A 24222-nucleotide genomic window follows, 5' to 3' on the forward strand; every position below is an offset into this window, starting at 1 on the left:
TGGGGGAGATGCCCGGCAGGGCAGAGGGGGGCGCTGTCCCTCCGACCCGTCGAGCAACTCCTGGGCGTCACCCTCTGCTGGCTCTCTGCCATCAATCTGAAACGCCGGCGATCCTTCGCGCCCCCCTCTGTCCTGCCGGACATCTCCCCCACGAGGGGGGAGATTGGCAGCTCCCGCATCCGCGCCAAACAAGTGAGCCCCTCATGACCGATTCCCGCGCCCGCGATATCCTGTCCCGCCAGTCCGAGCTCGAAACCGAGCGCTGCCAATATGAGGCGGTGTGGGAGCAGGTGGCGGAATTCTGCGATCCCGATGCGCCCGACGTCTGGAGCGGCCCCAGGACCGGCGGGCCGGACTCGCAGGCCGAGCGGCAGGAGCGGCGCGGTTCTCGCGTCTACGCCAACACCATCAACTCGGCCGCCAACCGGCTGGCCGCCGGGCTGGAAAGCCTGATCATTCCGCAGTCGGAAAAATGGCACGGGCTGACCACCGCCGAAATGAACGACGAGGAGACCGACGAGGAAAAGGAATGGGCGGAGGGCTTGCGCGATTTCCTGTTTGCTCTGCGCTATTCCGCCAACTCCAACTTCGTGCCGGCAACGCAGGCCTGCCTGCGCAATGTCGTGCGCTATGGTCCCGCCTATCTTTATGCCGAGGAAGGCTTTGGCGGCACACTGATCCGCTATGCCTCGATCCCCGTCGTCGAGGGTTATCTTGCCCGCAACCGCTGGGGCCAGGTCGATATTTTCCACCGCCGCTATGAGCGCACGGCAAGGCAGGCGGCGCAGCTGCTGGGCTACGACAAACTGCCGGCGCGGATCAAAATGCTGGTCGACGATCCCGCCAAATGCGAGACCAAGATCTCGCTGATCCAGTGCATCCAGCCGCGCGACGAGCGCAAGATGTACCGACTGTCGGGCGCCTACCAGTATCTCGATACGGCATTCGCTTCCTATCACGTCATCGAGGACGAGGAAGAGATCGTCAGGGAAAGCGGCTTTCGTTCCTTCCCGGTGTCGACCTTCAACTGGCGCCGCTACGAGGGCGATCCCTATGGCATCTCGCCGACCATCGAGGCGCTGACCACGGTGCGCGAGGAAAACGCCGTGCGCCGCTCCGGCCTGCGCGCGCTGCAGCAGATCACCGATCCGGCCACGGCGTCGAAGGCCAGGCTGGACTATGTGCCGGTGCTCAACCCCGGCGAGAATTATCCGGGCCTGATCGACGACAATGGAAGGCCGCTGATCCAGCCGATCGCGACCGGACAGAACCCGACCTATGCCTTCAATTATGCGGCCAGCCGGGCGGAGGAAATCCGCGACATGATGTTCGTCAACCTGTTCCAGACGCTGGTGCAGAACCCGCAGATGACGGCGACCGAAGCCTTGATCCGCCAGGAGGAAAAGGGCGCGCTGCTCGGCCCCTCGGGCTCGATCATCCAGGCGGGTTTTGCCAGCAATCTCGACCGCGAGCTCGGCATTCTCGAGGACAAGGGCCTCTATGACGAGGACAGCCGCTTCGCGCCGCCGGAAAGCCTCGCCGGCAAGGCGGTGCGGCCGACCTTCACCGGCCCGCTCGATGTGCTCAGGCGTTCGGCCGAAGCGCGCGACACCATCCAGGTGGTGACGACGGCCATGCAGATGGCGCAGTTCGATCCCGGCATCATGGACAATATCGATGGCGACGAAGCGCTGAAGATCGTGCAAAGCGCCGGCCGCAGCCCGCAGCGCATCTTTCGCCGCAAGGAGGAGGTGGACGGTCTGCGCGATGCGAGAGCCAAGGCGCAGACCGCGCAGGCCGGCATGGCGGCGATCGCCTCCGCCGGCAAGGTCGCCAAGGATGCCGTGCCGGCGGCAGTGCAGGCACGCGACAGCGGCCTGCTCGACGGTCTGCAGGGACTGCTCGGCGGACAGGCGCCGGCTGGTGAAGCAGGCGGGCAAGCGACGGCCGTGCCGGCCGCGCCGGGGCAGGGCGCATGAGCGGCAAACGCTTCGCCCGTTCGGGACAAGCCGGCGGTCCCGCCAAGGCGCGCGACGCGCTGACCAAGGCTTACCTCAGGGTCTTCTCCGGCGAGGACGGCGAAATGGTGCTGGCCGATCTCGCGGCAACCGTCGGCTACTACCGCCGCCCGTCCTATGGCGAATGGATGGCCAGGACCAGGACGCCCGCTGGCTTCGAGCTGCACAGTGCCTTGAGCAATGCGCGCGCCGAAGTGGTGCAGCACATCATGGGGTTTCTGACGCTGGACGAGGCGCAGCTGGCGGCGCTGGAGAAAGCGGCGAGGGCGGAGGAGGGGTAGGGCGAACCGGAGGCGCGAGGCACCCCCCTCTGGCCTGCCGGCCTTGCTGTCGAGCGTCTCGCTGGTTCCTAAAAAACGCCCGATCCGACAAACCCGCGAACGCGACAGCCCGCGTGCGTGCGACCCGGCCGTGCCGTGACCACCGCCGCGCGCGCTTTTGTTCAAAGCCGGTTGGGCAGGGAACAGCCAATGGTACACATCATCCCCCTCTCAGTTGCCCAGCGCCGACGCGATGCCGATGCCTCGCCGGTGAGCGGAGCGGCGCAACAGCTCGACGGCTACTGGCAAGAGGTGGCCGTACGCCACGAGCAGCGCCAGGCGCAGCAGCAGGCCTTCGACACCGAGATTGCAGCCCGCAGGCTGAGCGGCGAGATTGCCAGGGCCGAAGCCGAGGCCGTGGCGGGCGCCTCGGCCGACGGCGCTGGCCTGCACGAGGCCGTCTACGGAGCGGTCGATCCGCACACCGGCCAAGCGGTGAAGGCCGGCCAGTTCGACACGCTGTTTGATAGTTTCCTGGATCAGTCCCCAGCCGATCTGCGCCCTGGCCTTGCCGAGCGCAGAGAAGCGCTGCGCGCGGCAGGCTCGGCGCGCACGGCGATGCAGCAGCTCCAGCGCCGCAAGGACTATGAACGGGCACAAGTCGACACGGCGCTGCAAACCAACGCCATCGCCATCGGCAAGGCCAACCCCGGCGACCACGTCACCTTCGAAGCGGCCAGACAGGACGGGCTCGACCTCATCGACAAGATGGGGGTCGATCCGGGGATCCGGCAACAGCTGGTGAAAGACTGGTTCAGCACCGCCGCCAAGGTGCGGTTCGAGGCGTTGATTGCCAAGGATCCGAAACGCGCGCTGGCGATATTTGGTGTCGGCATGCCGGCCGCCGGCAGCGAGACCGCCGGCGATAGCGCGCAGGGCCGTTTCTTGTCGGATGGCCCAACGATGGCCGGCGGAAAAGAAGGCCGCGTTGGCACGCAGACTCCGGATGAACGCATCGCACAGGCGTTCAGGGACGACCTTCCGCAACAGGAACAGGAAGCGCTGGCCCTAAAGGCAAAGGTGGCCAAGTTCTCTCAGGACATCGAGACGCGCGTCGCGATCGGTCGCGCCGAGGCGGACGCGCCAGACGAGATCGCACGCACGGGCGCCTATTCCGGCGCAATGCCGGGCAAGGATGCCTACAGGATCATCTATGGCCTCGACGAGGGCGACAGGCGCCGGCAGGTTTTCGAATGGCGGGCCGATGTCGGGAAGAAGATTTTCGACATGAGGACCATGTCGAACCAGGCGATCAATGCCGCCGTGGTCAATGCCGAGCCGGGGCCGGACGCTTCACCAGCGGATCAGGCGAACCAAGAGACAACAGCCGTCGCGGCAAAGCTGGTCTTTGAGAAGCGGCAGGTTGCCTCGGGTGACTACGTCAGCGGATTGTCTCCAAAGATCGCCGGAGGCTGGGAAGCCGTGTTTGGCAATGAGCCTTCGAATCCGGGGAGCTACGATCCTGACCTTTACGATCAGACGATAGCCTTGTCCGTCGCCCAGCAAAAAGCATTGGGCATCGAAGATGAAAATCTTCAGCCCATACCGTTTTCCAACCTGCTCAAGCTTGCCGAACAGCGCGACAGCGGAAGCGTGGACTTCATGGACAACTACGCCAAGGCAAGCGAGTTGTTCGCGCGCACGAAAGATCCAGTCGCGCGAGCAGCTCTGGTCCGGGAATTGGATGATGCCGGCCTGGGCGGGATACTCCCCGGCGGCAAGCCTGGCCTTTCAGCGGGCGAGGTGTTTCGAGCTGACGCCAAAGCCCTTGGCAAGAAGATAGCCAATGTCGGGATTGGTGTAGCCAACGCAAACGATTGGGTTGCCTACGGCATGTCCGGAGGAACGATCAGCCCTCCAGATTACAAGGGTGCCTACTACGAGCCTTCAAACAATACCGAGAAGGTGATGATGCGTCAGATAGATGACGCATTGGGCTGGGCGATACCGATGCCCGGGGTTGGTAGAGCCGTCGAGAGCGCAATACCGCGTGCGATTGAGCGGATTGGCGCCGTGGCGGCGGAACGCGCCGAAAACACCATCGCCACCAAACACCTCGCGCGTCCTGAGGTGACAGATACCTTAGTCCCGGAAGCTGCGTCCGGCCAAACTCCCGTGGAGACGTCAGGCAGCGGGAAAGCGGCGCCAGTTCAGCCGACGGCGGAGAAAGGATCTGCAGATATGGCACTGACGCCTATGGATGTACCGGCGAAACAGAAGCGTCCATTTGGATGGGACTACCCGGCTATTCCTGATTATGATCTCGAGACTGGCTTGCTTTTTGTTGATACCGCCGGCGATCGTCTCGCTGCTCGGCTTACCGCTGGAAGACGAAAATACAAAGGGGCCGACAAAGGATTGAATTTTGATCAATTCAGGTCGCTGGCGAACAGCATGGGCGTGTCGGAAATAGAAACTAAAACGCCGGCGGAATTGCGAGAGATAGCAAAAGATCCAGAAGCGTTCCCTGTGGGAGGTATTGGAATAAATCCAGAAACTGGAAATTTGCGGATAGTTCTTAGGGGTGATCTATCGGATCGGGGGAAGTTGGTGACAATCTCTCCCATGAGATAAGCCATTTAATATATAAAAGGATCAGATCGGTGATAGATTTCTGCGGCGGGCGACTTTGGAGCCAGCTTGCATTAAGTTCCGATCAGGCCAATTGAGGGGGATTGCAACTTGAGATTGATTTGATCATGCTTTGGTCTCACTTACTAAGTGTCGGATAGGGCGGCATGGCTAAGAAGAAGTCGAAGAAAGACGAACCGGTGAGCGAGGACGCGCGGCTCGCTTACAGCTGGGACTTCGTACAGGCCGCCTGGGTTTGGCGCCTGAGGACCTGCGATCCAGCGGAGAAGCCGGCGCTACAAGCCAAGGCCGACCAGCGCGCACAGATTCAGGAGGAAGTGCACCGCCGCCTGGGATGGGAGGTGCGCTGGTTTCCTTCTTTCCATGAAACCCTCGATCTCGATGAGATGGAGCGAAGCGTTATGGGGGAACATACGCCGGCAGGGGCGGCCTTGCGCGTCGAACTCGGGCTGCCATACGGGCTGGACAGGGTGCCAACCGAAGAAGAGCGCATTCTGGCCGAGATCGGGGATGGCTACATGACACCGGCCCAGCGAAAACGGTTGCGATATCTGCGCAAGCATCGCGAGCAGGACCAGATTGCAACTGAGTTGATACCCATTTGCGGTGAAAAATATTCAATGAGAGTGCAGGAGTACACTCGTTAAGCGAGGCAGTGGAACTAATATGGGACGCCCAGCATCGAGGAATGTCGCGCTGCCCTTCATCCCCCTGCCGGGACCTTCTCCCCGTGAGCGGGGAGAAGGGGGCGCCAGTCCTCAATAATCGCCGTTGTAGTACCGGTCGTCGCAGGGCGCGGTGTAGATGCGGCCGCGGCGGTCCTGGTAGCGGCAGAGCTGTTCGCCGCGGCGCTGCGGCGTGGTCGACTGGCCGATGACGGCGCCGAGCAGGGCGCCGCCGGCGGCGCCCACGACCGTGCTTTCGGTGTTGCCGCCCAGCGCCTGGCCGGCCAGCGCGCCGACACCGCCGCCGATGAGCGCGCCGGTGGTTGCCCTCTGCTGCTGTTCGGTCTGTGTCGCGCAGCCTGCCAGAGCGGCAGTCATGAGCACGGCGGCAATGGCTTGTCTGATGATCATCTTGGAACTCCTTTGAAGCCCCAAACGCGGATTGGAGCGAATGGTTGCCAGTTGCTGGCGCATTGCGGCCAAACGGCGGCACGCCGGCTCACGAAATGAGACATGGTTTCTCAGGCCTTGAAGATGATGGTCGCCAAAGCGGAAACGCCTTGCGCGAACAAAACGATAGCGCCTCGGCTTGAATCCGTTTGAGAAGCAGCTACGCCGCCTCGTTGCGCATCGCCTTTTTCGCGGCGGCGGTCAGAAATCCAGACCGGCTGTAGCCATGGCGTTCTGCATATTGATCGATCTGGCTAAGGACATCTTCGGGGATGGTGACGTTGACGCGCACCACCTTGGTTGCCTCGGCTTTCAGGGCAACCAGGATGGCGACACCGCTGAGATTGTCCTTGTCCGACATGACATCTTCCAGGGACGATGGCTCAGGAATGGCTTCGCCATCCTCGACCAGACCCTCGACATGGAAGGCCAGTGCCTCCTCGGCCATGCCGCGGGCGTCGTCCAGGCTGATGCCGGCAGTGATCACGCCCGGAAAATCGGGAAAGGACACGCCGAAGTCGCTGTCCGCTTCCTTGTGGATCAGTCCGATGTAGTGACGCATTGCCCTTACCTCAGCTTCAGGCCGGATTGCTTTTCGATGCTTTTCAGCGTGCCGATTGGAATATCGCGCTTGGGATGCGGAACCGTCACCCGGCCCGGCCTGGTCGGGTGCTTGAACTGGGCGTGACTGCCTTTCCGGGCCACCTCGTACCAGCCATCCGCCAGCAACCTGTCGATGACATCGGCACTCTTCATGTTGTGTATAGATACACACAATTGGCCTGACTGTCCATCTGTAGTTTGACTCATAAGTCGAGAAAATTCCCCCTAAAGATTGGAGAAATGCCATGACCCGAGGTCTTCCCCGGACGCTGTCGCGTGCCGCATCACGCGAGGCCGGACTTGCCCCGCCCAAATTCGGCCTCAAGGCCGTAACCACAGGGCAGGGCGGATCGTACCGCACCGTCTTAACCCTTGCCGGCATGCAGGTGCCGGTGGCTGACGCGCTGGCCTATGCCAGCCAGAAACTGTTCGATTTCGTCGACGGCAAGGTACGCATCAAGGGCGGAACGGCCAGGCTGCAATTCGCCGTGCCTACGCCGCGCGCGTCGACCATCAACGACAATGCCGCGCTGACCTGGTCGCTCGGCTCCGCCGCGGCATCGAGCGCGACGCTTTCCGGCCCCATGGTGAATGTGCTGGCTTCCACGGCCCGTACGCTGGACGGCGTGGGTGCGACGCTGTCCACGGCTTCGACCGCCGATGTCGCTGCCGCTGTGACGCTGGACGGCACGGTGACGCCGGTCGACCTCTACCTCAACCTCGCTTTTGCCACCGGCACGGACATCGATGCCGACGGCACGCTGGCGGTGACGGGAACGATCACGCTGCTGTGGGAGAACTGGGGCGATAACGCGTAGGCGTTGAAACTGCTAATCTCCCCCCAAGTGGGGGAGATCGGTAGCTTCGCCGCCGGCGCCTTACCAACGACAACTCCAGAACCTCAACACAAGGAAAACAACATGACAGATCTGGCAGACGCCGGGTCCGTGGCGGCGCGTGCGCAGCCGGCGGGCAACCCAGTACGGCCACCGGCAGGTGCGAATAACGGGTCCGCCGCGCCTCCGGCCAAAAGTTGGTTTGACGGTCTTTCCGAAGGCAACCGCAAGCTCGCTGAAGCCAAGGGCTGGACCAAGGCCGAAAACCTCGATCGGGTTTTCAACTCCTATGCGGAGCTGGAGCGGCAGCAGGGCGAAAGCCTGCGCATTCCCGCCGCCGACGCATCCCCGGAAGACTGGCAGAAATTTCATGCCCGGCTGCCCGAGACCATGCGTCCGCTGACATCGCCCGACAAGGTCGAGTACAGGCGACCGGATGGCCTGCCTGAAAACTTCGCCTATTCGGACGAGCTTGCCCAGGCGTCCAAGGCCTGGGCGGTCGAGGCCGGCGCCACGCCCAAGGTGGCGCAGGCCTATCACGACCGCTTCGTCGGCTACATGGCCGAGCAGGCCGCGCGCCAGGAAGTCGCGCTTGCCCGCTCGGTCGAGGCCACTCACGACGATCTCGTGCGCGACTGGGGACCGACCGACAGCGATGGCTTTCGCCAGAAGCTGGAGGTCGCCAACCGGGCGATGAAGAAGCTCGGCCTGGTCGATGCCTACAAGGCCAAGGGCATCCTTCTGCCTGACGGGGCGTTGACCGATCCGCAGATCGCCAAGGCGTTCCACGCCGTCGGCGAGGCGATGTTCAGGGAAGACACGATCGACGGCGGTACGGCTTTGAGTGGCGGCAATCCGTTCAAACGCAACGCAACTGGTGACCGCAACATTTCGGCGATATCAGCCCTTGTCAAAAGCGACCCCGCCCGCGCCCGGCGGCTCGCGCGGGAAGCGGGTGAAAACCCGGATCTATGGATGCCGAACAACCCGCTCTGATCCCGAGCTACCCGCCACCAACCCAACCTCAAAGGAAGTGAAAAATGGCAGACGCCTATACCCGCATCGCGGACGCGATCGTTCCGTCCGTTTATGCCCAGTACTCGTTCGAGGAGCATGTCCAGTCGCTGGAAATCTTCCAGGCCGGCATCCTGTTCAACGATCCGGCCATCACCGCCAAGCTGTCGATGGGCGGCCGCTCCGTCGACATGCCCGGCTGGAAGGATCTCGGCAACGATCCGTCCGAACCGGTCAATGACGATCCGGCCGATTCCATCGAGATGAAGAAGATCGGCGCCCGCCGCGAGGTCGCCGCCCGCAATGTCCGCGCCCAGGCCTGGGGCGTTCCGGACCTGACCTCGATCCTGGCCGGCGACGATCCGCAGAAGCTGATCGTCAAGCGCCAGACCGAGTACTGGCAGCGCGCCAACAAGCTGACCTTGCTCGGCATCCTCAAGGGGGTCGTGGCCGACAACATCGCCAATGATGCCGGCGACCTGGTGCGCGTCACCGGCGCTTCCATCGTCGACACCGACATCATCGAAGCCGCCTATCTGATGGGCGACCGTGCCGACAAATTCAAGACGATCTGGATGCATTCGAAACAGATGAAGGCGCTGAAGCTCGCCGACCTCATCGACTATGTACCGTCGTCCGAGCAGGGCGGTCCGCTCATCCCCTATTACATGGGGCTGCGCTGCGTGGTCGATGACGACATTCCGGTGGCTGCCGGCGTCTACACCGCCTTCATGTTCAAGGACAAGGCGATCCTGTGGAACGAGCTGCCGGTCAACACCGAAGGCGGGCCGCTGGAGTTCGACCGCAAGCCGCGCCAAGGCCATGGCGGCGGCGTTACCGAAATGGTCGGCCGCCGGCATTTCGTGCCGCACGTGCCCGGCACCCGCTTCCTCGATGCGTCCTCGGCCGGCGAATTCGCCACCGACGCCGAACTGGCGCTCGCGGCGAACTGGGACCGCACGGCGTCCAGCGTCAAGAACATGACGTTCATCGCGCTGAAGACGAGCGAGGCCTGAGCGCTTGCTCGCGAGAGGCGGGGCCGAGGCCCCGCCTCCTTCCAGGCAGCGTTCCTTCGCGCCCCCCTCTGTCCTGCCGGACATCTCCCCCACTTGGGGGGAGATCGGCTATGGCGCCGGCTTTCGCCAATCTCCAGCGTTGAAGAAAGAGCAGCGTCGGCGAAGCTGCCAACCTCCCCCCTCGTGGGGGAGATGTCCGGCAGGACAGAGGGGGGCGCCGTAGAGCGCTAATCACAGCGATTTGCGTATCCGCACTTCACCCATCCACCCATCACGGAGGCCTGACCATGGCCGTCACCCCGCTCGACATCGCCAACATGGCGCTCGCCGTCCTCGACGAGGCGCCGATCGACAGTCTCGATCAGGACGTCAAGGCGGCGCGTCTCTTGAACCTGCATTTCGACCTGACGCGGGAAGCGGAACTCATCAGGCACGCCTGGGTGTTCGCGATCCTCGCCGCCAGCGTCGCAGGCGCCGACACCGGCAGCGGCGATTGCACTTTGAATTTCGCCTATGAACTGCCCGCCGATTGTCTGCGTCCGCTGCCGCAGACGGCAAATGGCGAGCCGGACGGCGTGCCGGTCTCCTGGCGCCAGGAAGCCGGACTGATCTATTGCGACCAGTCCGGGCCGCTGATCATCCGCTACATCGCCAATCTCACCGACCCCAATGACTGGGACGCCCTGTTCACCGAAGTGTTGGTGGCAGCCCTCGCCATCAAGATCGCGCATCCCTTGACCCACAAGGCCGGCATGATCGACATCGCCCGTTCGGCCTATGACCGCGCGCTCGACGCCGCCTTTGCCGCCAACGCCGTCCAGCGCGGCGGCCGGCTTTACACCGACTCATGGGCGCAGCAGCGCGGCGACTTCAGGGTGTTTGGCCGATGACCGCGCTTTACCCGATCCAGGACGTTTTTACGCGTGGCGAGATTTCGCCCAGGCTGCACGCGCGCGCTTCGCTCGATTTCTATCGCGCCGCGTTGGCGAAATGCGAGAACTTCGTCACGCTGCCGCATGGCGGCATCCGCGCCCGCGGCGGCAGCTATTTCGTCAACGAGGTGAAGAACTCGGCCAGGAAGACGCGCGCCATCCCCTTCATCTTTTCCTCCGAACAGGCCTACTGCCTCGAATTCGGCGACCTCTACATCCGCGTTTATGCCTATGGCGCACGCGTCGGGACCGTCGAGGTGGCCTCGCCCTATCTCGAAGCCGATCTGTTCGACCTCGCCTATGTGCAGTCGGCCGACCAGATGTGGATCACGCACAGGAACTATCCGCCCAAGGTGCTGACGCGCACCGCGCACACGGCATGGGCGCTGACCGACTTCGAATTCCTCGACGGCCCTTATGACGACATCAATACAACCAGCACCACGCTGACGCCGTCCGATACCGGCCATCTCACGCCCGACATGACCAGCAACACCACGCCCAGCGGTACCGCTTCGGATGGTGGCGGCAGCGCCAATGCCTGGGCGATATTCGACCGCGACAAGACCCAGAATATCCTGATCTCCGGCGGCGGCGACGGCTATGTCCGCTTTCGCAACGCCGGCGGCGCCCAGCGTGTGGTCGACGCCTATTGGGTCACGGCCGCCAACCAGGCGACCCGTGCCTTCGACTATGCGACGGCCTGGGAAATCCAGGGCTCGAACGACGGCACCAACTGGGTGACGCTCGACACCAGGACCGGCGAAGCCGGCTGGGGCAACGGCGAAACCCGCTACTACGAGTTCACCAACGCAAACGCCTACGAATACCACCAGTTCGTCTTTTCCGGCGGCGGCGGCGACGATGCCAACAACACCTATCTCGCCGAGATCGCCTTCCACATTGCCGCTACTGACCAGATTCCCTTCGATCTCACCGCGTCCTCGGCCGTTGGCATCAATGGCGGCGCCGGCTTTCAGACCACCGATGTCGGCCGCGCCGTGCGCCTGCTCGGCGCCGATGGTCTGTGGCGCTGGGCCAAGATCACCAGCCGCACCAGCACGACCGTGGTCAAGATCATCCTCTACGGCCATGCGCTGCCCAACACCAATCCGGTCACGCGCTGGCGGCTCGGCACTTTCGTGCCTGGCAAATATGTCGAGGCGGGCTCGCTCTATGAGGAGCGATTGGCCTTCAGCCGGCGCTTCTCGGTCTATGCATCGGCGACCGGCGACTTCGACAATTTCGCGCTCGGCGAAAAGGATGACGATGCGCTTGAGTTCATCCAGGCCGGCGGCGGCCAGGCCAACGATATCGTCTGGATCGCCGATTCCGACGGCGCGCTTTTGATCGGCACCTCAGGCGGTATCCGCGCGCTATCGGGCTCCGGCCTCGACGAGGCGCTGACGCCGTCTTCGTTCAAGAACCGCCGCTCGCGCACCTTCGGCTGCGCCCGTATCCGCCCGGTCGATGCGGGGCAATCCTTCCTCTATGTCACCCGCTCGCGCAAATCGATCGCCGAACTGACGCAGACCTCGACCAGCAAATTCACCTCCGACGACATCGGCCAGATTTCCGAGCACATCCCCAAGCAGGGCGTGGTCGAACTGGCCTTCCAGACCGATCCCGACCCGGTGCTGTGGTTCCCGCTCGAGAACGGTGAGCTCGGCGGCTACACCCATCAGCCGAGCCAGGAGGTGCGCGGCATGCACCGCCATCGCTTCGGCGGCACCTTCGCTGGTTCGGGGTGGCCGATCGTCGAGAGTGCGGTGGTGACCCCCGGCCAGAACGGCGTCGACGACATCTGGCTGGTCGTCAAGCGCACCATTGGCGGGGTCACCAGGCGCTACATCGAAATCATGACCACGCCGTTCGAATATGGCCTGCTGGAGGATGCTTTCCAGGTCGACTGCGGGCTGACCTATTCGGGTGCGGCCGTCAACGTCGTCTCCGGGCTCGGCCATCTCAACGGCCAGCTGGTCGACGTGCTGGCCGGCGGCACAGTCTATCGCGGCCTGCCCGTCGCTTCCGGCCAGGTAACGCTGCCCGGCGGCGCCACGGCAGCGAAGTGGCAGGTTGGGCTGCCCTTCCAGTCCGAGGCAAACACGCTGGAGCTCGATGTTGGCGGCCAGGACGGTTCCGTTATCGGTCGCCGCAAGAAGGTGGCGAAAGTCATCCTGTCGCTGCTCGAGACCGACACGACGGGGTTGCAGGTGCAATCCTTCATCCGCGGCCGCTGGGAGAGCGTGCGCATGCCAAGCATCGTCGCGCCGGACGGCAAGGCGAAGCTTTACACCGGTAATGTCGATGTGCCGGTCGACGACAGTTGGGAAGGGCAGGGCAGGGTCAGGATTCGCCACGTCAATCCGACGCCCTGCACGATCCGGGCGTTTACGCCGGTGTTCGATGCCGAGCCGTAGGTGAGATAGCGGCTCAGCGGTTGGCGCTCTTTCTGCAGCATTGGAGATTTGCGAAGGCCGACGTGACGGCCAATCTCCACCCTTGAGGGGGAGATGTCTGGCAGGACAGAGGGGGGCGCTGTCCCGCCGAGATATCCGCTTAATCGCAACTGCTTCCTCACGCCGAATTCTGCAGAGAATCATCTGAGCGCAGCTAAGCAAAGCCCGGCGCTCCACGGCGCCCCCCTCTGCCCTGCCGGGCATCTCCCCCTCTAGTGGGGAGATCGGCAGCTTCGCTGTCGCGCCCATCCCTCCTCACAAGGAACCCACCCCAATGACCCATGCCGAAGCCCTCGGCAAGGCGCGGACGGCTGCCGATTTTGCAGCTGTCATCGCCTTGCTCGATACCGACATCAACCATGCCGTCGCCCACAGGCGCGAGCTGGAGCAGGCCGAGGACCGGGCGGTCTTCGGCGACGGCGACCTTGCCGCTGCGCGCGCCGCGCTCGATGCCTGCAACGACGTCATCACCGTGCTGGAAAAGACCATCTGCGTCGCCGACACGCGCCGCATCGAAGCCGCCGAGAGCGAAGCTCGCGCCGACATTGCCGCTCTTGGCGACGAGATCGCGGCCAAGGCCGCCACCCTGACCGAGCGTTGGCGAAGCGCGCGCCGGCTGGTCGAGCAGCTTCGCCAGGAACTGTTCGAGGCCGATGCGCTTGTCCGCGCCATCGCCACCGCCAACGGCCTGTTCGACGCCGCCGGCGTCGCCGAGCTGAAGGTAAACCTCACCGCGACCCGCCGCGCCGCCATGGCCGTCGCACGCGCCGCAGCACCCGCCCGCCTCAGCCGCGCCGGGCTCCATGCCGACCGGCTGCTTTTGTCCTTGCTCGCCCCCGGCGGCGCGCTCGACCCGCGCCCTCAACTTGGCGCGCCGGTCGCCGGCGTCAAAACCAAATTCATTGCCGCAAGCAAAACCCTGAGCGAACGAGGCTGACCATGTGCACACTTGCTCTTCTCGGACTGGCAGGGACCGCTTTGTCCGTCGGCGGCGCGCTGGTCGAGGGCCAGCAGTCGAAGCAGATGGCCGACTATCAGGCCAAGGCCTATGAACAGCAGGCGCAGGCCGATGCGCAAAGTGCTGCCTTCGAACAGGGCCAGGAGCGCCGCAAGCAGGATCTGCTGCAGGCGCAGGCGCGCGCCCAGGCCGGCGCGTCCGGCGTCGGCATTGCCGGCTCGCCGACCGAGGTGCTGGCGGCGAATGCCAGGCAAGGCCAGCTCGACCTCAAGACGATCCAGTACGGATCGCAACTGCGCCAGAACAATCTGAACACCCAGGCCGCCATCTCACGCTTCTCCGGCAAGCAGGCGGTGACGGCGTCGATCTTCAAGGCCGGCAGCAGCCTCGTGTCGGGTCTCTCCGGGCTCTACGACCCGACGAAAAGCCCAACGTCGAGCATGGCCGCCAGCACGGTGCCGACGCGCTCCGTGATCTTCGGCAGTTCGCCGCTCAGGGCGCCGTGGGCGGGGAACAATTAAATGGCGACCATACCTCTCCAACTTGCCCAGCGCCGGCTCGATACCGGCAATGTCGTTTCCTATCCCGAGGGATCTCCCGTCGGCAGGGCGATGCAGGGTTTTGGCGACGAGCTTTCCGCTCTCGCCGAGCACTACCGGCAGATGAAAGAGCGGCAGGAGGCGTTCGACGCCGACCTCGCACGCCGCCGGTTCGACGGCCAGATTGCACAGGCGGAAGACCAGGTGACGGCGAACGCCTCGGCCGATGGCAGCGGTCTGCATGATGCCATGTACGGGCAGGTCGACCCGCACACCGGCAAGGTGGTCAAGCCCGGCCTGTTCGACACGCTGTTCGGCAATGCCTTGCCCAACATGCCCGAGAGCAAGCGCGCCAACTTTGCCAAGCAGAAGGAAGCGCTGCGCGCTGCGGGTTCGCTGCGCATGGCGCGGCGGCAGCAGGCGAAACGCGACGACTACGAGATGGCCGAGTGGACCAAGGTCGACAACATGTCCACCAGCGCCATCGCACAGAGCGACCCGAACGACACCGCAAATTTCGAGGCGATCCGGCAGAGCGGCTTCGACCTGATCGCCAAGATCGGCAACCCGCTTGCCAGGCAAGCCGCCGAAGCCGCCTGGCGCACCAACACGGCGAAGGCGCTCGTCCAGGCGATAATCGCTCAGAACCCGAAGCGCGCTGCCGAGATGCTGGGTGCGGTGACGGGTGCGAAACCTGCCGTCGATACGGTCGTGGACAAGATCATCGGTGTCGAAAGTGGCGGCAATGCCGCGGAAAAAAATCCCAATTCGTCCGCTTCAGGCGTCGGGCAGTTCCTCGACTCGACATGGGTGCAGACTGTTCGCTCGCACCGCCCCGACATCGCTGCTGGCAAAAGTGCATCCGAGATTATCGCGCTGAAAGGCGACGCTGAGCTTGGCAGGCAGATGACGGCTGCACTGACGCGCGACAATGCCGAGTACCTGACCAACCGTGGAATTCCGACCACACCGGGTAACCTCTATCTCGCGCATTTCCTCGGCTCGGCTGGCGCCGTGAGTGTGCTGAAGGCCGATCCGGGGGTCCCGATCGCCAGCGTTGTCGGCCAGGACGCAGTGCGCGCCAATCCTTTCCTCGCCGGCAAGACCGTCGCCGACACCCGCGCATGGTCCGACAGCAAAATGGGCGCCTCGGCACAGGGTGACACCGTCGGCAAACCGACGTCGAACGTAAAAACGACGCAGGCCTCCAGGCAAGCCGACGGCGAGCTCGTCTGGGCGGCGGCTCCATGGATTGCTGACCTGCCACCGAATGATCTGCAGGATCTTGGCCAGAAGGCCCAGGTCGCGATGACGGAGCAGCTCTTCGACGCGCGCACCAATGTCCAACTCGCCTACCAGAATGCGCCGAGCGCCCTCATGTATACCGGCTCCTATTCAGGAAAGAAGCCGGACGATGAAGACCTCACTGCGGTCTATGGTGTCGAGGAGGGTGGAAAGCAGTCTCTTGGGGTCGATCGCACGTTCAAGGCTGGCACTCAGGCATTCGAGATGGTCAGAATGCCTGAGGACGCCATCGAGACGAAAGTGCTCGCGGCCAGGCCCAAGCCAGGCAGTGCGACCCCGGAGCAGGATCAGGCGCAGTTTGAGATAACCACGTCCGCAGCCAGGCAGGTTTTGCAGGCTCGCGCCGCCGATCCCGCCGATTTTGTCCGCAAAATCGACCAGGCATCGGATGCCGACTGGAACGCGATATCGAGCAAGGACAGTTACGATCCAGCTGCTTATCAGAAGGCGGTGGCCCGCTCTGTCGCGGTGCAGTTGCAGCTTGGGATCAAGAAGATCCAGCCGCTGCCAATGTCTGTCGTCAAAGACCTGGTCGACACCTTGAACGATGACAGGGTGCCACAACGCGAACGAGACGTGATCCTGCGCGATCTGTTCGCAGGCACCTCGGATCCGGGTGTTCAGGCAGCCATGGCGCTTCAACTGACCGGCGAGAACCAGTCTCGAATAGGGCGAAGCATCGCAAACAATTCAGCTCCGATATCGGCAGAGGAGCGTGTGAGCCGAAATCTGGCGGCTTTTGATGCCCTACCGCTGCCTTTGAAGCCACTGGTAGCGCTCGATGACACCGTTCGTCTGATGGCGGACGGGATGACATTTGGATACGCGGACAAATTCGCCGCTACGATGAACTCGCTAATCTCGGGGAGCAGCTACGAGGAAGAACTCGCGTCTGAGCGTGCCTGGACACAAAATGCGCGGGATCGAGCTGGGTCGGCGGGTACCGCGGCGGAGTTGGTTGGCGCCTATCTGACCGGCCGGGGTCTCGGAGAGGCCGGCATCACCCTCAGCGGTAGGCTCGGCACGGCCACTATGAAGGGGTTGTCTGGCCTCCTTGCCCGCACTGGCCTTGTGGCCGCTGAGGGGGCTGGGTATGGCGCCGTGGAAGCCGCCGGCCGTGACGAATCCATCGGAACTGGAACAGCTTTCGGTTTCCTTGGAGGGGCTGGTAGCAACGTTGTTGGAGAAGGCCTTGGTGCCGTTTATCGCCAAGCCGCAGAGTGGATAAAGCGACGTTCGTTTTCTCGCGAACCAATTGGTGACCGAACAGCGACGGAGCTTACTTCAGATCCTCCGACCCTAGAGGCTAGTTCAAGTTCACCAGCGGGGGACCCAACTAGCCCGGTGCCGGGCCTTGCTACAACCAATGGGGCCTCCGCTGGCCACGACCTGCATCTTACCTATATGCCTCATTGGAACGCGGCACAGCGGGCGGCTGCAGATATCAAAGTGAAGATGTTGACGGAAGCTGCCACTGTGGTTAGCCGTGCGGTTCGCATAGGGAAATCCGCCAGAAAAATCTTTAAGAAGGCAGGTTCTTTAATCCCATTCGGCAACGACATTGACCATGTCATTGACCTGCAATTGGGAGGGGCTCATGTCTTATCCAATTTTGCCGTATTGGATTCGAGCGTCAATCGAAGTCTGGGTGCGCAGATATGGAATCAAATAAAAGACTTACCTATTGGAACTGCCATAAATAAAGTCACGATTGGAGAGCGCTGATGTTCGAGACATTCCAACAAAATTTCCCCATCGAAAGCAGGGTGCCGACGGACGGAAATCCTCTTCCGGATTCGGGCATATCGGGGCTGAATGAATTGCTCACCAGCTTCGGCGGTGCTTCATTTAAGCAAGGCATGTATCGCATCATCAGGGCACAGGACCTCCCAGCCTGGAACGCGAGGGTCAACCTCGGTTTTCCCGAGGCCGCCGGGCGGATCAGGTGCTTTGGTTATGACTGGCAGGGCACCGCGTTTGCGCTCGACACGCAGCGGTTGGAGGAAGGGCAACCCGGTGTTCTCATGTTTGAGCCCGGGACAGCCGAAATACTTGAGGTTCCTGCGAATATCGAATCGTTCCACGATGCGCTGCTCATTGAAAATCCCGATGCTGCGCTGACGGCCAACATATACGTCGAGGACTGGCTTCCGGCTGGCGGCGCGCAGCCTGCCTTTGATCAGTGCATTGGCTATAAGAAACCGCTATTCCTTGGGGGAGAGGATGACATCTCAAACCAGGAATTGACGGATCTGGAAGTCTACTGGCACATTATGGGCCAGGTCATCGCCAAGGTGAAAGGGCTTCCGCCGGGGACGCCGGTAAATCTCAGGGGTGGCTGAGAAGCGCCGGCCGATCTACTTACGCGAGTGATGGAAGTCACTAAATAGCGCAGCGTGCTGCTAGGGGGTTACATGGGTGCAGGTTATGCTGCGGCACTTTTCGGTGCGCTGGTTCCGACATTTCTTGTGAGCCGCTTGCTGCTGTGGATCACTAAGCGCTGGAACGGCGGCCTTTTGCGCCTCTTGCTGGTGCACGTCATTTCGGGAGGGCTCAGCTGTACCGCCTCCGCTTACGGCCACTCGGATACTGGGGCTCCGAACTGGTCCTACAGCACCGTCTACATCGTTGCCCAACTGATCTGGCTCATTGTAGATTTCGTTCGCGCCCGTCGCCAGCTGAGCAAGCCTGCGATCTGACGGCGCGCGGCTGCTGACCTTCAAGCACTGTTTCACGGGAGTTGGCTGTTGGCCAACGAAGCCAAACCAGACCTCGCGAGTGTCGTGCGATTGCCGCCGGTGAATGTCAGCACGGGTGAAAGCGAACTTGACTCTGCCCGCGTTGAGGCTCGCGAACACCTCGAATTCTTCGATTGGGTTTTGTCCATCAAGGGCGAGTATCTCGGCTACGGCGCCGAAGGCATCATCTACATCTTTCTGTTCGAGATCGAGCCTGGGAGGCCGGACATACCTGGATGGATTTGGGTGATCGTCGGCGACGTGCCGCTGACATATATCCCGGCCGACGACACCAGGACCCCGTTCGAGGCTCTGGATGGCTACATCGGTGCGCTTGAAGACTGGGTTGAGGCCGCGCGTCAGGGAAAGTTCGTGGCGAAATTGATTCCAGTCAATGTCGATGCCACTCCCGCCAACGCCGAGATGTTGGCTGGCCGCCTCAAGTTCCTCGATGAGAGGATTCTGCCGCTGCTTCAAGGGTGATGCCAAGAAGCGTGCGATGGATTTGATAAACAATATATCAGCCAGACCGGGCAAAGCTTTGCCAGTGATCACGCCCAAGAACCCGGGTGATGCAACTTGTGCCAAGGTACCAACAATTTCCTTATTTGACCTCCGGTAGGTGAATGACGAGATACTTTGAAATTGAACCAGACGCCGCGGGCGGAATAGGTCGTGGCACCGTCATGGATAGAAGCGTTCATCCGCCTGTCGTGAGCAAACTTGTCTATCAGGTGGAGGGATGGTTTGGTGACTCTATCGTGACCACCTTTCCCTGTTTCCTCGTGACCGACGAAGCCAAGCGAGGGTTGCTCAAAATTGGCATTTCTGGTGCGAAATTTGCCGAGGCGGAAGTGACCACCTCCGAGGAATTCCACCAGCGACAGCCCCGATTACGGTGACAGTGCACTTTTAGTAGCCCGCACCCTGGTGTGAGGCAGAGCGGAACCTCTGAACCTGACAAATGGAGAAGAGTGCACTGTCTCCGTAATTCGAAAGACATAGGAGAATAGCAGTGGAATATAGTCTAATTGAGGGACGTTTCGATCCACCGGCTGAAGCCGCAGTTGTCGATGGCCTGTCCGCAAACCTGGGAGTGACGCTGCCCAAGGATTACACCAATTTCCTTAGGAAGCATAATGGAGGTGAAGGCTTCATCGGCGACAGCTATATAATTCTTTTCAAAGCCGAAGAGTTGGTAGAATTCAATCGAGAATATGAGGTTGAAAAATACGCACCAGGCATCCTCTTGTTCGCATCGAACGGAGGAGGGGAAGCCTATGGCTTCGACACCAACGATGTGGAAATGCCAATCGTGCGCATCCCGTTTATACCTATGGAACGGCAATCCGCCGACGCGATAGCGCGAGACCTCGCCGGTCTATTTAGTACGCTGAAGGACTTGAAATGAAAGTCCAAGATACAGATTCGCGCTCCAAGGGCATGGAACTGTTCGAGATCAAACCGATTGCGGTTGGCGGCGATCCAGTTAGTTTGGAGAACAAGATCTGGTTGACCAGACAAGAGCATTTTGAAGCGGTGCGCTTCTGGAATCGAACTATCGAAATTCAGCGTAAGGCGGCACTGGAAAAGGCGGCACGAAACGGGGAATAGGGTGCAAGGAGCACTGCGATTACGGTGACAGTGCACTTTTAGTGGCCGCACCCTGGTGTGAGGCAGAGCGGAACCTCTCAACCTGACAAATGGAGAAGAGTGCACTGTCACCGTAATTCGATAGTTTTTCGGTAATCATCGACCTGCCCGCTCGTTAACGCTTCTACCCAATAAATGACCTATAAATACCCAAATGTATCAAGGTCACGTCGGCTCAAGCCGAGCGGGAGCCCGAAGCCTCGGCTTAGGAGGAAGAGAAATCCGGAACGGATCGGACGATCATTCCATTTAGCCAGTCCGCCAACTGACCCAAAACCTTCAAGCCTCGCTTTCGCGGGGCTTTTTTCATGGAGCAAGCCTTATGGCCCGACCTGCAACTGCCGCCGTTCGCTTGTTGACCGGCGAACGCGAACCCGTTCGCCTGGCGACGACCGGCAACATCACCCTTTACGGCCTGCAGACCATCGACGGTGTGCCGGCCGAGATCGGCGACCGTGTGCTGGTCAAGAACCAGGCCGATGCCCGCGACAACGGTATCTACACCGCCAGCGAAGGCGCGTGGTTTCGCGCCGCCGATGCCCGCTCGGCCCGCACCTTGCAGAAGGGCACCACCGTGCATGTGCAGCAGGGCGCCGTCTCGGCCGACTTCGTCTATGTCTTCGAAACGCTCGACCCGGTGATCGGCACCGACGCGATCACGATCGCCTTTTACCTTTCGGAGGACACGTTGGGCGATGCAGTGGACGCGGCCAGCGCGGCGGCGGCCAGCGCCGCTGCGGCGTTGACCTCCAAGAACGCTGCCGCTACCAGCGCCACCAACGCCGGCACGTCGGCCACCGCCGCTTCCGGCTCGGCCACGGCAGCGGCGGGCTCCGCCACGACGGCCGCGACCAGCGCCACCAATGCCGGCAATTCGGCGACGGCGGCTTCCGGCTCGGCATCGGGCGCGGCGACCAGCGCGACCAACGCCGGCAACTCGGCCACAGCTGCAGCCGGTTCGGCGAGTGCTGCCTCGGGCTCGGCCAGCGCGGCCTCCACCTCGGCCACCAATGCCGCGACCTCTGCCACCAATGCCGCAACCAGCGCAACGGCGGCGTCAACCTCGGTGGCCGCACTCGGCTATACCTTTTCCACGACCACGGCCGACGCCGATCCGGGCAACGGCACCTTGCGGCTGAACAATGTGAGCGCCGCCTCGGCGACCGCGGCCTATATCGACAATCTCGATGCCGGCGGCGCCACGGTGAGCGGTATCCTCGATGCTTTCGACGACAGTACCAATCTCATCAAGGGCCAGCTGACCCTGCGCTCGAAAGCCTCCGCCGCCATCTCATATGTCTACAATGTCAGCGGCGCGGTGGTGGATGGCACAGGCTACCGCAAGCTGACGCTCACCTATGTCAGCGGCGCCGGAACTTTGCCGACGACGGCCAACGGCATCTGGCTGATGTTCGACCGCGCCGGCGACAAGGGCGCCGACGGGACAGGGGCGGGAGATTTCACGGGGCCCGCGTCTTCGGTGATCGACAACATTGTCACTTTCGCCGGCACGACGGGCAAGGTGGGGAAGGACAGTGGGGTTGCGGTGTCGAGCCTTGCGCCGAAGGCGAACGCATCCTTCACCGGCACCTTCGGTCCTCCAACCAACAGCACCGCACTCAACACGCTGGTCGATGCGGCGGCGCTTACATTGCTCGGTCGAGCTTCCAACTCTTCAGGCGCTCGCGCAGACATCATCGCCGGCTCGGATGACACTTTGCTGCGGCGAGCTTCCTCAGCGCTGGGCTTCGGCCAGTTGACTGCTGGCATGGTACCGGCCGGCATGCTCACCTATGCCATGGTCGCTTCTGCCGCCATCGCCTCGAATAGCGAATTCCAGTTGGGGACCGCGAGCAAGCTGTTGACGGCGGCGGCGCTCAAATCGACCGTCGCATACCAGACGCTGACGTCGGGCACGACAGTGGCTTGGGATATGTCGCTCGGGAACAATGGCTCGGTGGCGCTGTCCACCAACGCCACCCTTGGCAACCCGACGAATGCCAATCAGCTCTTTGGCTTTGTGCTGAAAGTCACGGCGGTGACATCGTCACGAACGTTGACCGTCAGCGCAAACTTTGTCGTTGCCACCGGCGTCGAAGCCTTTCCGATTACCGTCACCACGAGCGAAACCGTCTTTCTCGTCGGCTTCGTCGATACAACCAGCCGTCTCGTCATCACCGGCGTGATCCGCACCTAAAGGAGCTTTGCAATGTCTATTCTCGTTCGAAAGATCGATGACGTCTGGCAGGAGTGGCACGGCTCGTCCATCGTCACCCAGATGGTCAGCACCTATACCGCCGTCTATGGCGATGGCCGTCAGGTTGATACACCCTGCGATCCGTATCCCGTCGAAATCCAGATGAACGGTGACAGCCTGCGCGGATTGTACGACCAAGGCATCTGGACACTGGAAGAGGTGCAGGCGACCGGTGGCGACATCGCCCTGCCCTTCGAGGTTCCTGAGGGCGAGCAAACAGTCGGTGCACCGTCCTATGTCGAGGCGGAGGGGCATATCCGGCAAGTCTTTGAGACAGAGGACGTGCCGCCACCGCCGCCGCCTCCAACAGCTGATGAGAAGGCGACGGCGATGTTGTTAAGCTACAACCTGTCATTGAGCGAGCTTAAGTCTGTTCTCGGCTTAGAGATCTGAAATGCCGATCGATCTGCCTCCAGTTTCCAGGCTTTGGCTCCCGCCTCAGCCGGCGATCATTCGCTGCGCATCAGATATCAAGCGGGCCGCTCTGCCCGGCTTCGCGCCTCTGCCCGCATCGCAATCGAAGTCGTTGCGGAGCATGGTCACGTCGGTAGGGTTACTGCCCAACTTACAGCTTTGCCTTGATCCCGGCGCGGCCACTAGCTGGCCACAGGGCTCAACCCAAACGCTCAAGGACATCAGCGGGAACGGCAGGGACTTCTACCTCGGATCTGGCTCAGGAAGTGACGCGGCGGACCCGGCGTTCAACGGGACTATTGGGTCAGAGGATGCCAATACCTACTTTTCGTCTGACGGCGGAGATGGGCTCACCAAAGCATCCGCCAACGATAGTTGGTTCAACGGGCTGCATATAGCTAGTGCGGCATGGTCCATTGTCTTTGTGGAGTATTTTACGTCAGCTTACGGTCCTACTCTTGTCACTCAATCCGGTGCGTTCGCATCCAACAACACGGCGGTTGGCATAAGTGTCTATACGACGGCAAACCGGCCGGGTTTCACCATCGGCAATGGGTCTGCCAGTGTCGGGACCAACGTGCTAACTAGCGGCTCACCCATGGCCACCAACACCATGCTGATGGTTGGAGTTGGCTACACGCATACATCCAACACCAGCCGGACATTCGTAGGGTACGTGAACGGAACCTATGAGACCAACACGTACACCTCACCCAGCTGGACGCCATCCACTTCGAATGCCTCCGCCACTGCGACGATGGGCATAAGCTGGGGTAGCGGGCGGAGGTTCTACGGCTTTGTCATGTTCAACAAGATGCTGTCACAGGCAGAATTTGACGCGCTGCGCTTAGCACTCAAGCGGCGTTTCACAACTATCTAGACGAGCCTGCTGGGAGCATACTAAACGGTGGGAGTGGGCTAGAAGAGAGTGGGCGTGATTATCCGAGCTGCGGAAAGTAGCGATCTTGACGCCGTTGTCAGTATAGAGGCAACGGCTTTCAAGACCGATTGGCTCGGTCGAGCGAAACTTGATCGCTACATCGCAGATGGCAAAGTCATCGTTGTTGTTTTCAATGAAGATGTGGCTGGGTTTTGCGTAATCCGTTTCCGCCCTGGAAAGCCAACGGTACATCTTGCCACTATCGCGGTTTCGGAGACCGCGCGCGCGAAGGGTTTCGGCACGCGGCTGCTGGCGGCGGCCGAGCACGAGGCGGCACGTCGAGGATATCGGCTGCTGCAAATGGAAGTACGGGCCGACAATCTTCGGGCGCTCCAGTTTTATTGGAAGGCTGGCTTTCGGCGGGCCGGTGAGCGACCTGGATATTACTCTGACGGGGCCACGGCGATCCGGTTGCGAAAGCGAATAGCTGGAATTGACTTTGGCGCCACGGGTCGTCTCTTAGAGCGCGCAGTGTTCACGCTCTGGGCTTTGCCGCGAAGGCAAGCATGACAC

Annotated in this window: 25 protein-coding genes; 22 read left to right on the plus strand and 3 right to left on the minus strand. The window is 62.0% G+C overall.

Annotated elements, in window-relative coordinates; genetic code table 11:
- The first annotated feature begins 203 nt into the window (after positions 1–203).
- The 4 genes from H0241_RS23415 (at position 204) to H0241_RS23430 (ending at position 5577) form a co-directional block, all read left to right on the plus strand.
- A complete protein-coding gene (locus H0241_RS23415) occupies positions 204–1979 on the plus strand; it encodes a portal protein (protein WP_181060205.1) in 1776 nt (591 codons plus the stop codon).
- Positions 1976–2299 (plus strand): Bbp19 family protein, encoded by a 324-nt coding sequence (locus H0241_RS23420; protein WP_181060206.1) that lies wholly within the window; start codon positions 1976–1978, stop codon positions 2297–2299. Before H0241_RS23415 ends, H0241_RS23420 begins: the two co-directional genes overlap by 4 nt.
- Before the next feature lie 189 nt (positions 2300–2488).
- Positions 2489–4912, plus strand: coding sequence for a hypothetical protein (locus H0241_RS23425; RefSeq protein WP_181060207.1), 2424 nt, complete (start codon positions 2489–2491; stop codon positions 4910–4912).
- 164 nt (positions 4913–5076) lie between these two features.
- A complete protein-coding gene (locus H0241_RS23430; RefSeq protein WP_181060208.1) occupies positions 5077–5577 on the plus strand; it encodes a hypothetical protein in 501 nt (166 codons plus the stop codon).
- A gap of 111 nt (positions 5578–5688) precedes the next feature.
- Here the strand turns inward: H0241_RS23430 and H0241_RS23435 are convergent, their stop codons facing one another.
- From H0241_RS23435 to H0241_RS23445, 3 genes are all read right to left on the minus strand, one after another.
- Complete coding sequence (locus H0241_RS23435; RefSeq protein WP_181060209.1) at positions 5689–6006, minus strand: YMGG-like glycine zipper-containing protein; 318 nt, start codon at positions 6004–6006, stop codon at positions 5689–5691.
- A gap of 199 nt (positions 6007–6205) precedes the next feature.
- Complete coding sequence (locus H0241_RS23440) at positions 6206–6607, minus strand: type II toxin-antitoxin system HicB family antitoxin (protein WP_181060210.1); 402 nt, start codon at positions 6605–6607, stop codon at positions 6206–6208.
- Positions 6608–6612: 5 nt separating this feature from the next.
- Positions 6613–6801 carry a type II toxin-antitoxin system HicA family toxin gene (locus tag H0241_RS23445; protein ID WP_181060211.1) on the minus strand — a complete coding sequence of 63 codons (189 nt, stop codon included), beginning with the start codon at positions 6799–6801 and terminating at the stop codon, positions 6613–6615.
- 92 nt (positions 6802–6893) lie between these two features.
- On the opposite strand from H0241_RS23445, the gene H0241_RS23450 reads away from it, so the two are divergent.
- The 18 genes from H0241_RS23450 (at position 6894) to H0241_RS23535 (ending at position 24219) form a co-directional block, all read left to right on the plus strand.
- Positions 6894–7466 (plus strand): hypothetical protein, encoded by a 573-nt coding sequence (locus H0241_RS23450; protein ID WP_181060212.1) that lies wholly within the window; start codon positions 6894–6896, stop codon positions 7464–7466.
- Positions 7467–7568: 102 nt separating this feature from the next.
- On the plus strand, positions 7569–8480 hold the full coding sequence (locus H0241_RS23455; protein ID WP_181060213.1) for a hypothetical protein: 912 nt from the start codon (positions 7569–7571) through the stop codon (positions 8478–8480).
- A 44-nt stretch (positions 8481–8524) separates the two neighbouring features.
- Positions 8525–9514, plus strand: coding sequence for a Coat protein (locus H0241_RS23460; RefSeq protein ID WP_181060214.1), 990 nt, complete (start codon positions 8525–8527; stop codon positions 9512–9514).
- 287 nt (positions 9515–9801) lie between these two features.
- Complete coding sequence (locus H0241_RS23465; protein ID WP_181060215.1) at positions 9802–10404, plus strand: hypothetical protein; 603 nt, start codon at positions 9802–9804, stop codon at positions 10402–10404.
- The gene (locus H0241_RS23470) at positions 10401–12866 is read left to right on the plus strand and encodes a hypothetical protein (protein ID WP_181060216.1); all 2466 of its coding nucleotides are present in this window, start codon (positions 10401–10403) and stop codon (positions 12864–12866) included. Before H0241_RS23465 ends, H0241_RS23470 begins: the two co-directional genes overlap by 4 nt.
- A 313-nt stretch (positions 12867–13179) precedes the next feature.
- Complete coding sequence (locus tag H0241_RS23475; RefSeq protein ID WP_181060217.1) at positions 13180–13842, plus strand: hypothetical protein; 663 nt, start codon at positions 13180–13182, stop codon at positions 13840–13842.
- Positions 13843–13844: 2 nt separating this feature from the next.
- Positions 13845–14384: a glycoside hydrolase family protein gene (locus H0241_RS23480; RefSeq protein WP_181060218.1), complete on the plus strand. Its 540-nt coding sequence runs from the start codon at positions 13845–13847 to the stop codon at positions 14382–14384.
- Positions 14385–17432: a lytic transglycosylase domain-containing protein gene (locus H0241_RS23485; protein ID WP_181060219.1), complete on the plus strand. Its 3048-nt coding sequence runs from the start codon at positions 14385–14387 to the stop codon at positions 17430–17432.
- Entirely contained in the window at positions 17432–18049 is a 618-nt protein-coding gene (locus H0241_RS23490) for a T6SS immunity protein Tdi1 domain-containing protein (protein WP_181060220.1), read from the plus strand. The genes H0241_RS23485 and H0241_RS23490 overlap by 1 nt, the downstream gene beginning before the upstream one ends.
- A 72-nt stretch (positions 18050–18121) precedes the next feature.
- Positions 18122–18406 (plus strand): hypothetical protein, encoded by a 285-nt coding sequence (locus H0241_RS23495; RefSeq protein WP_181060221.1) that lies wholly within the window; start codon positions 18122–18124, stop codon positions 18404–18406.
- A 48-nt stretch (positions 18407–18454) separates the two neighbouring features.
- Entirely contained in the window at positions 18455–18928 is a 474-nt protein-coding gene (locus H0241_RS23500; RefSeq protein ID WP_181060222.1) for a hypothetical protein, read from the plus strand.
- Between the two features lie 143 nt (positions 18929–19071).
- Complete coding sequence (locus tag H0241_RS23505; RefSeq protein WP_181060223.1) at positions 19072–19347, plus strand: hypothetical protein; 276 nt, start codon at positions 19072–19074, stop codon at positions 19345–19347.
- Positions 19348–19460: 113 nt separating this feature from the next.
- The gene (locus tag H0241_RS23510; RefSeq protein ID WP_181060224.1) at positions 19461–19856 is read left to right on the plus strand and encodes an SMI1/KNR4 family protein; all 396 of its coding nucleotides are present in this window, start codon (positions 19461–19463) and stop codon (positions 19854–19856) included.
- Entirely contained in the window at positions 19853–20059 is a 207-nt protein-coding gene (locus H0241_RS23515) for a hypothetical protein (protein ID WP_181060225.1), read from the plus strand. The genes H0241_RS23510 and H0241_RS23515 overlap by 4 nt, the downstream gene beginning before the upstream one ends.
- A 361-nt stretch (positions 20060–20420) precedes the next feature.
- Complete coding sequence (locus H0241_RS23520; RefSeq protein ID WP_181060226.1) at positions 20421–22295, plus strand: hypothetical protein; 1875 nt, start codon at positions 20421–20423, stop codon at positions 22293–22295.
- A gap of 12 nt (positions 22296–22307) precedes the next feature.
- On the plus strand, positions 22308–22748 hold the full coding sequence (locus H0241_RS23525; protein WP_181060227.1) for a hypothetical protein: 441 nt from the start codon (positions 22308–22310) through the stop codon (positions 22746–22748).
- A gap of 1 nt (position 22749) precedes the next feature.
- Positions 22750–23649 carry a hypothetical protein gene (locus tag H0241_RS23530; protein ID WP_181060228.1) on the plus strand — a complete coding sequence of 300 codons (900 nt, stop codon included), beginning with the start codon at positions 22750–22752 and terminating at the stop codon, positions 23647–23649.
- 48 nt (positions 23650–23697) lie between these two features.
- Entirely contained in the window at positions 23698–24219 is a 522-nt protein-coding gene (locus tag H0241_RS23535) for a GNAT family N-acetyltransferase (protein WP_181060229.1), read from the plus strand.
- The last annotated feature ends 3 nt before the right edge of the window (positions 24220–24222 follow it).

The sequence above is a fragment of the Mesorhizobium neociceri genome (genome assembly GCF_013520985.1).
In the GTDB taxonomy this organism is placed as follows: Bacteria; Pseudomonadota; Alphaproteobacteria; order Rhizobiales; family Rhizobiaceae; genus Mesorhizobium; species Mesorhizobium neociceri.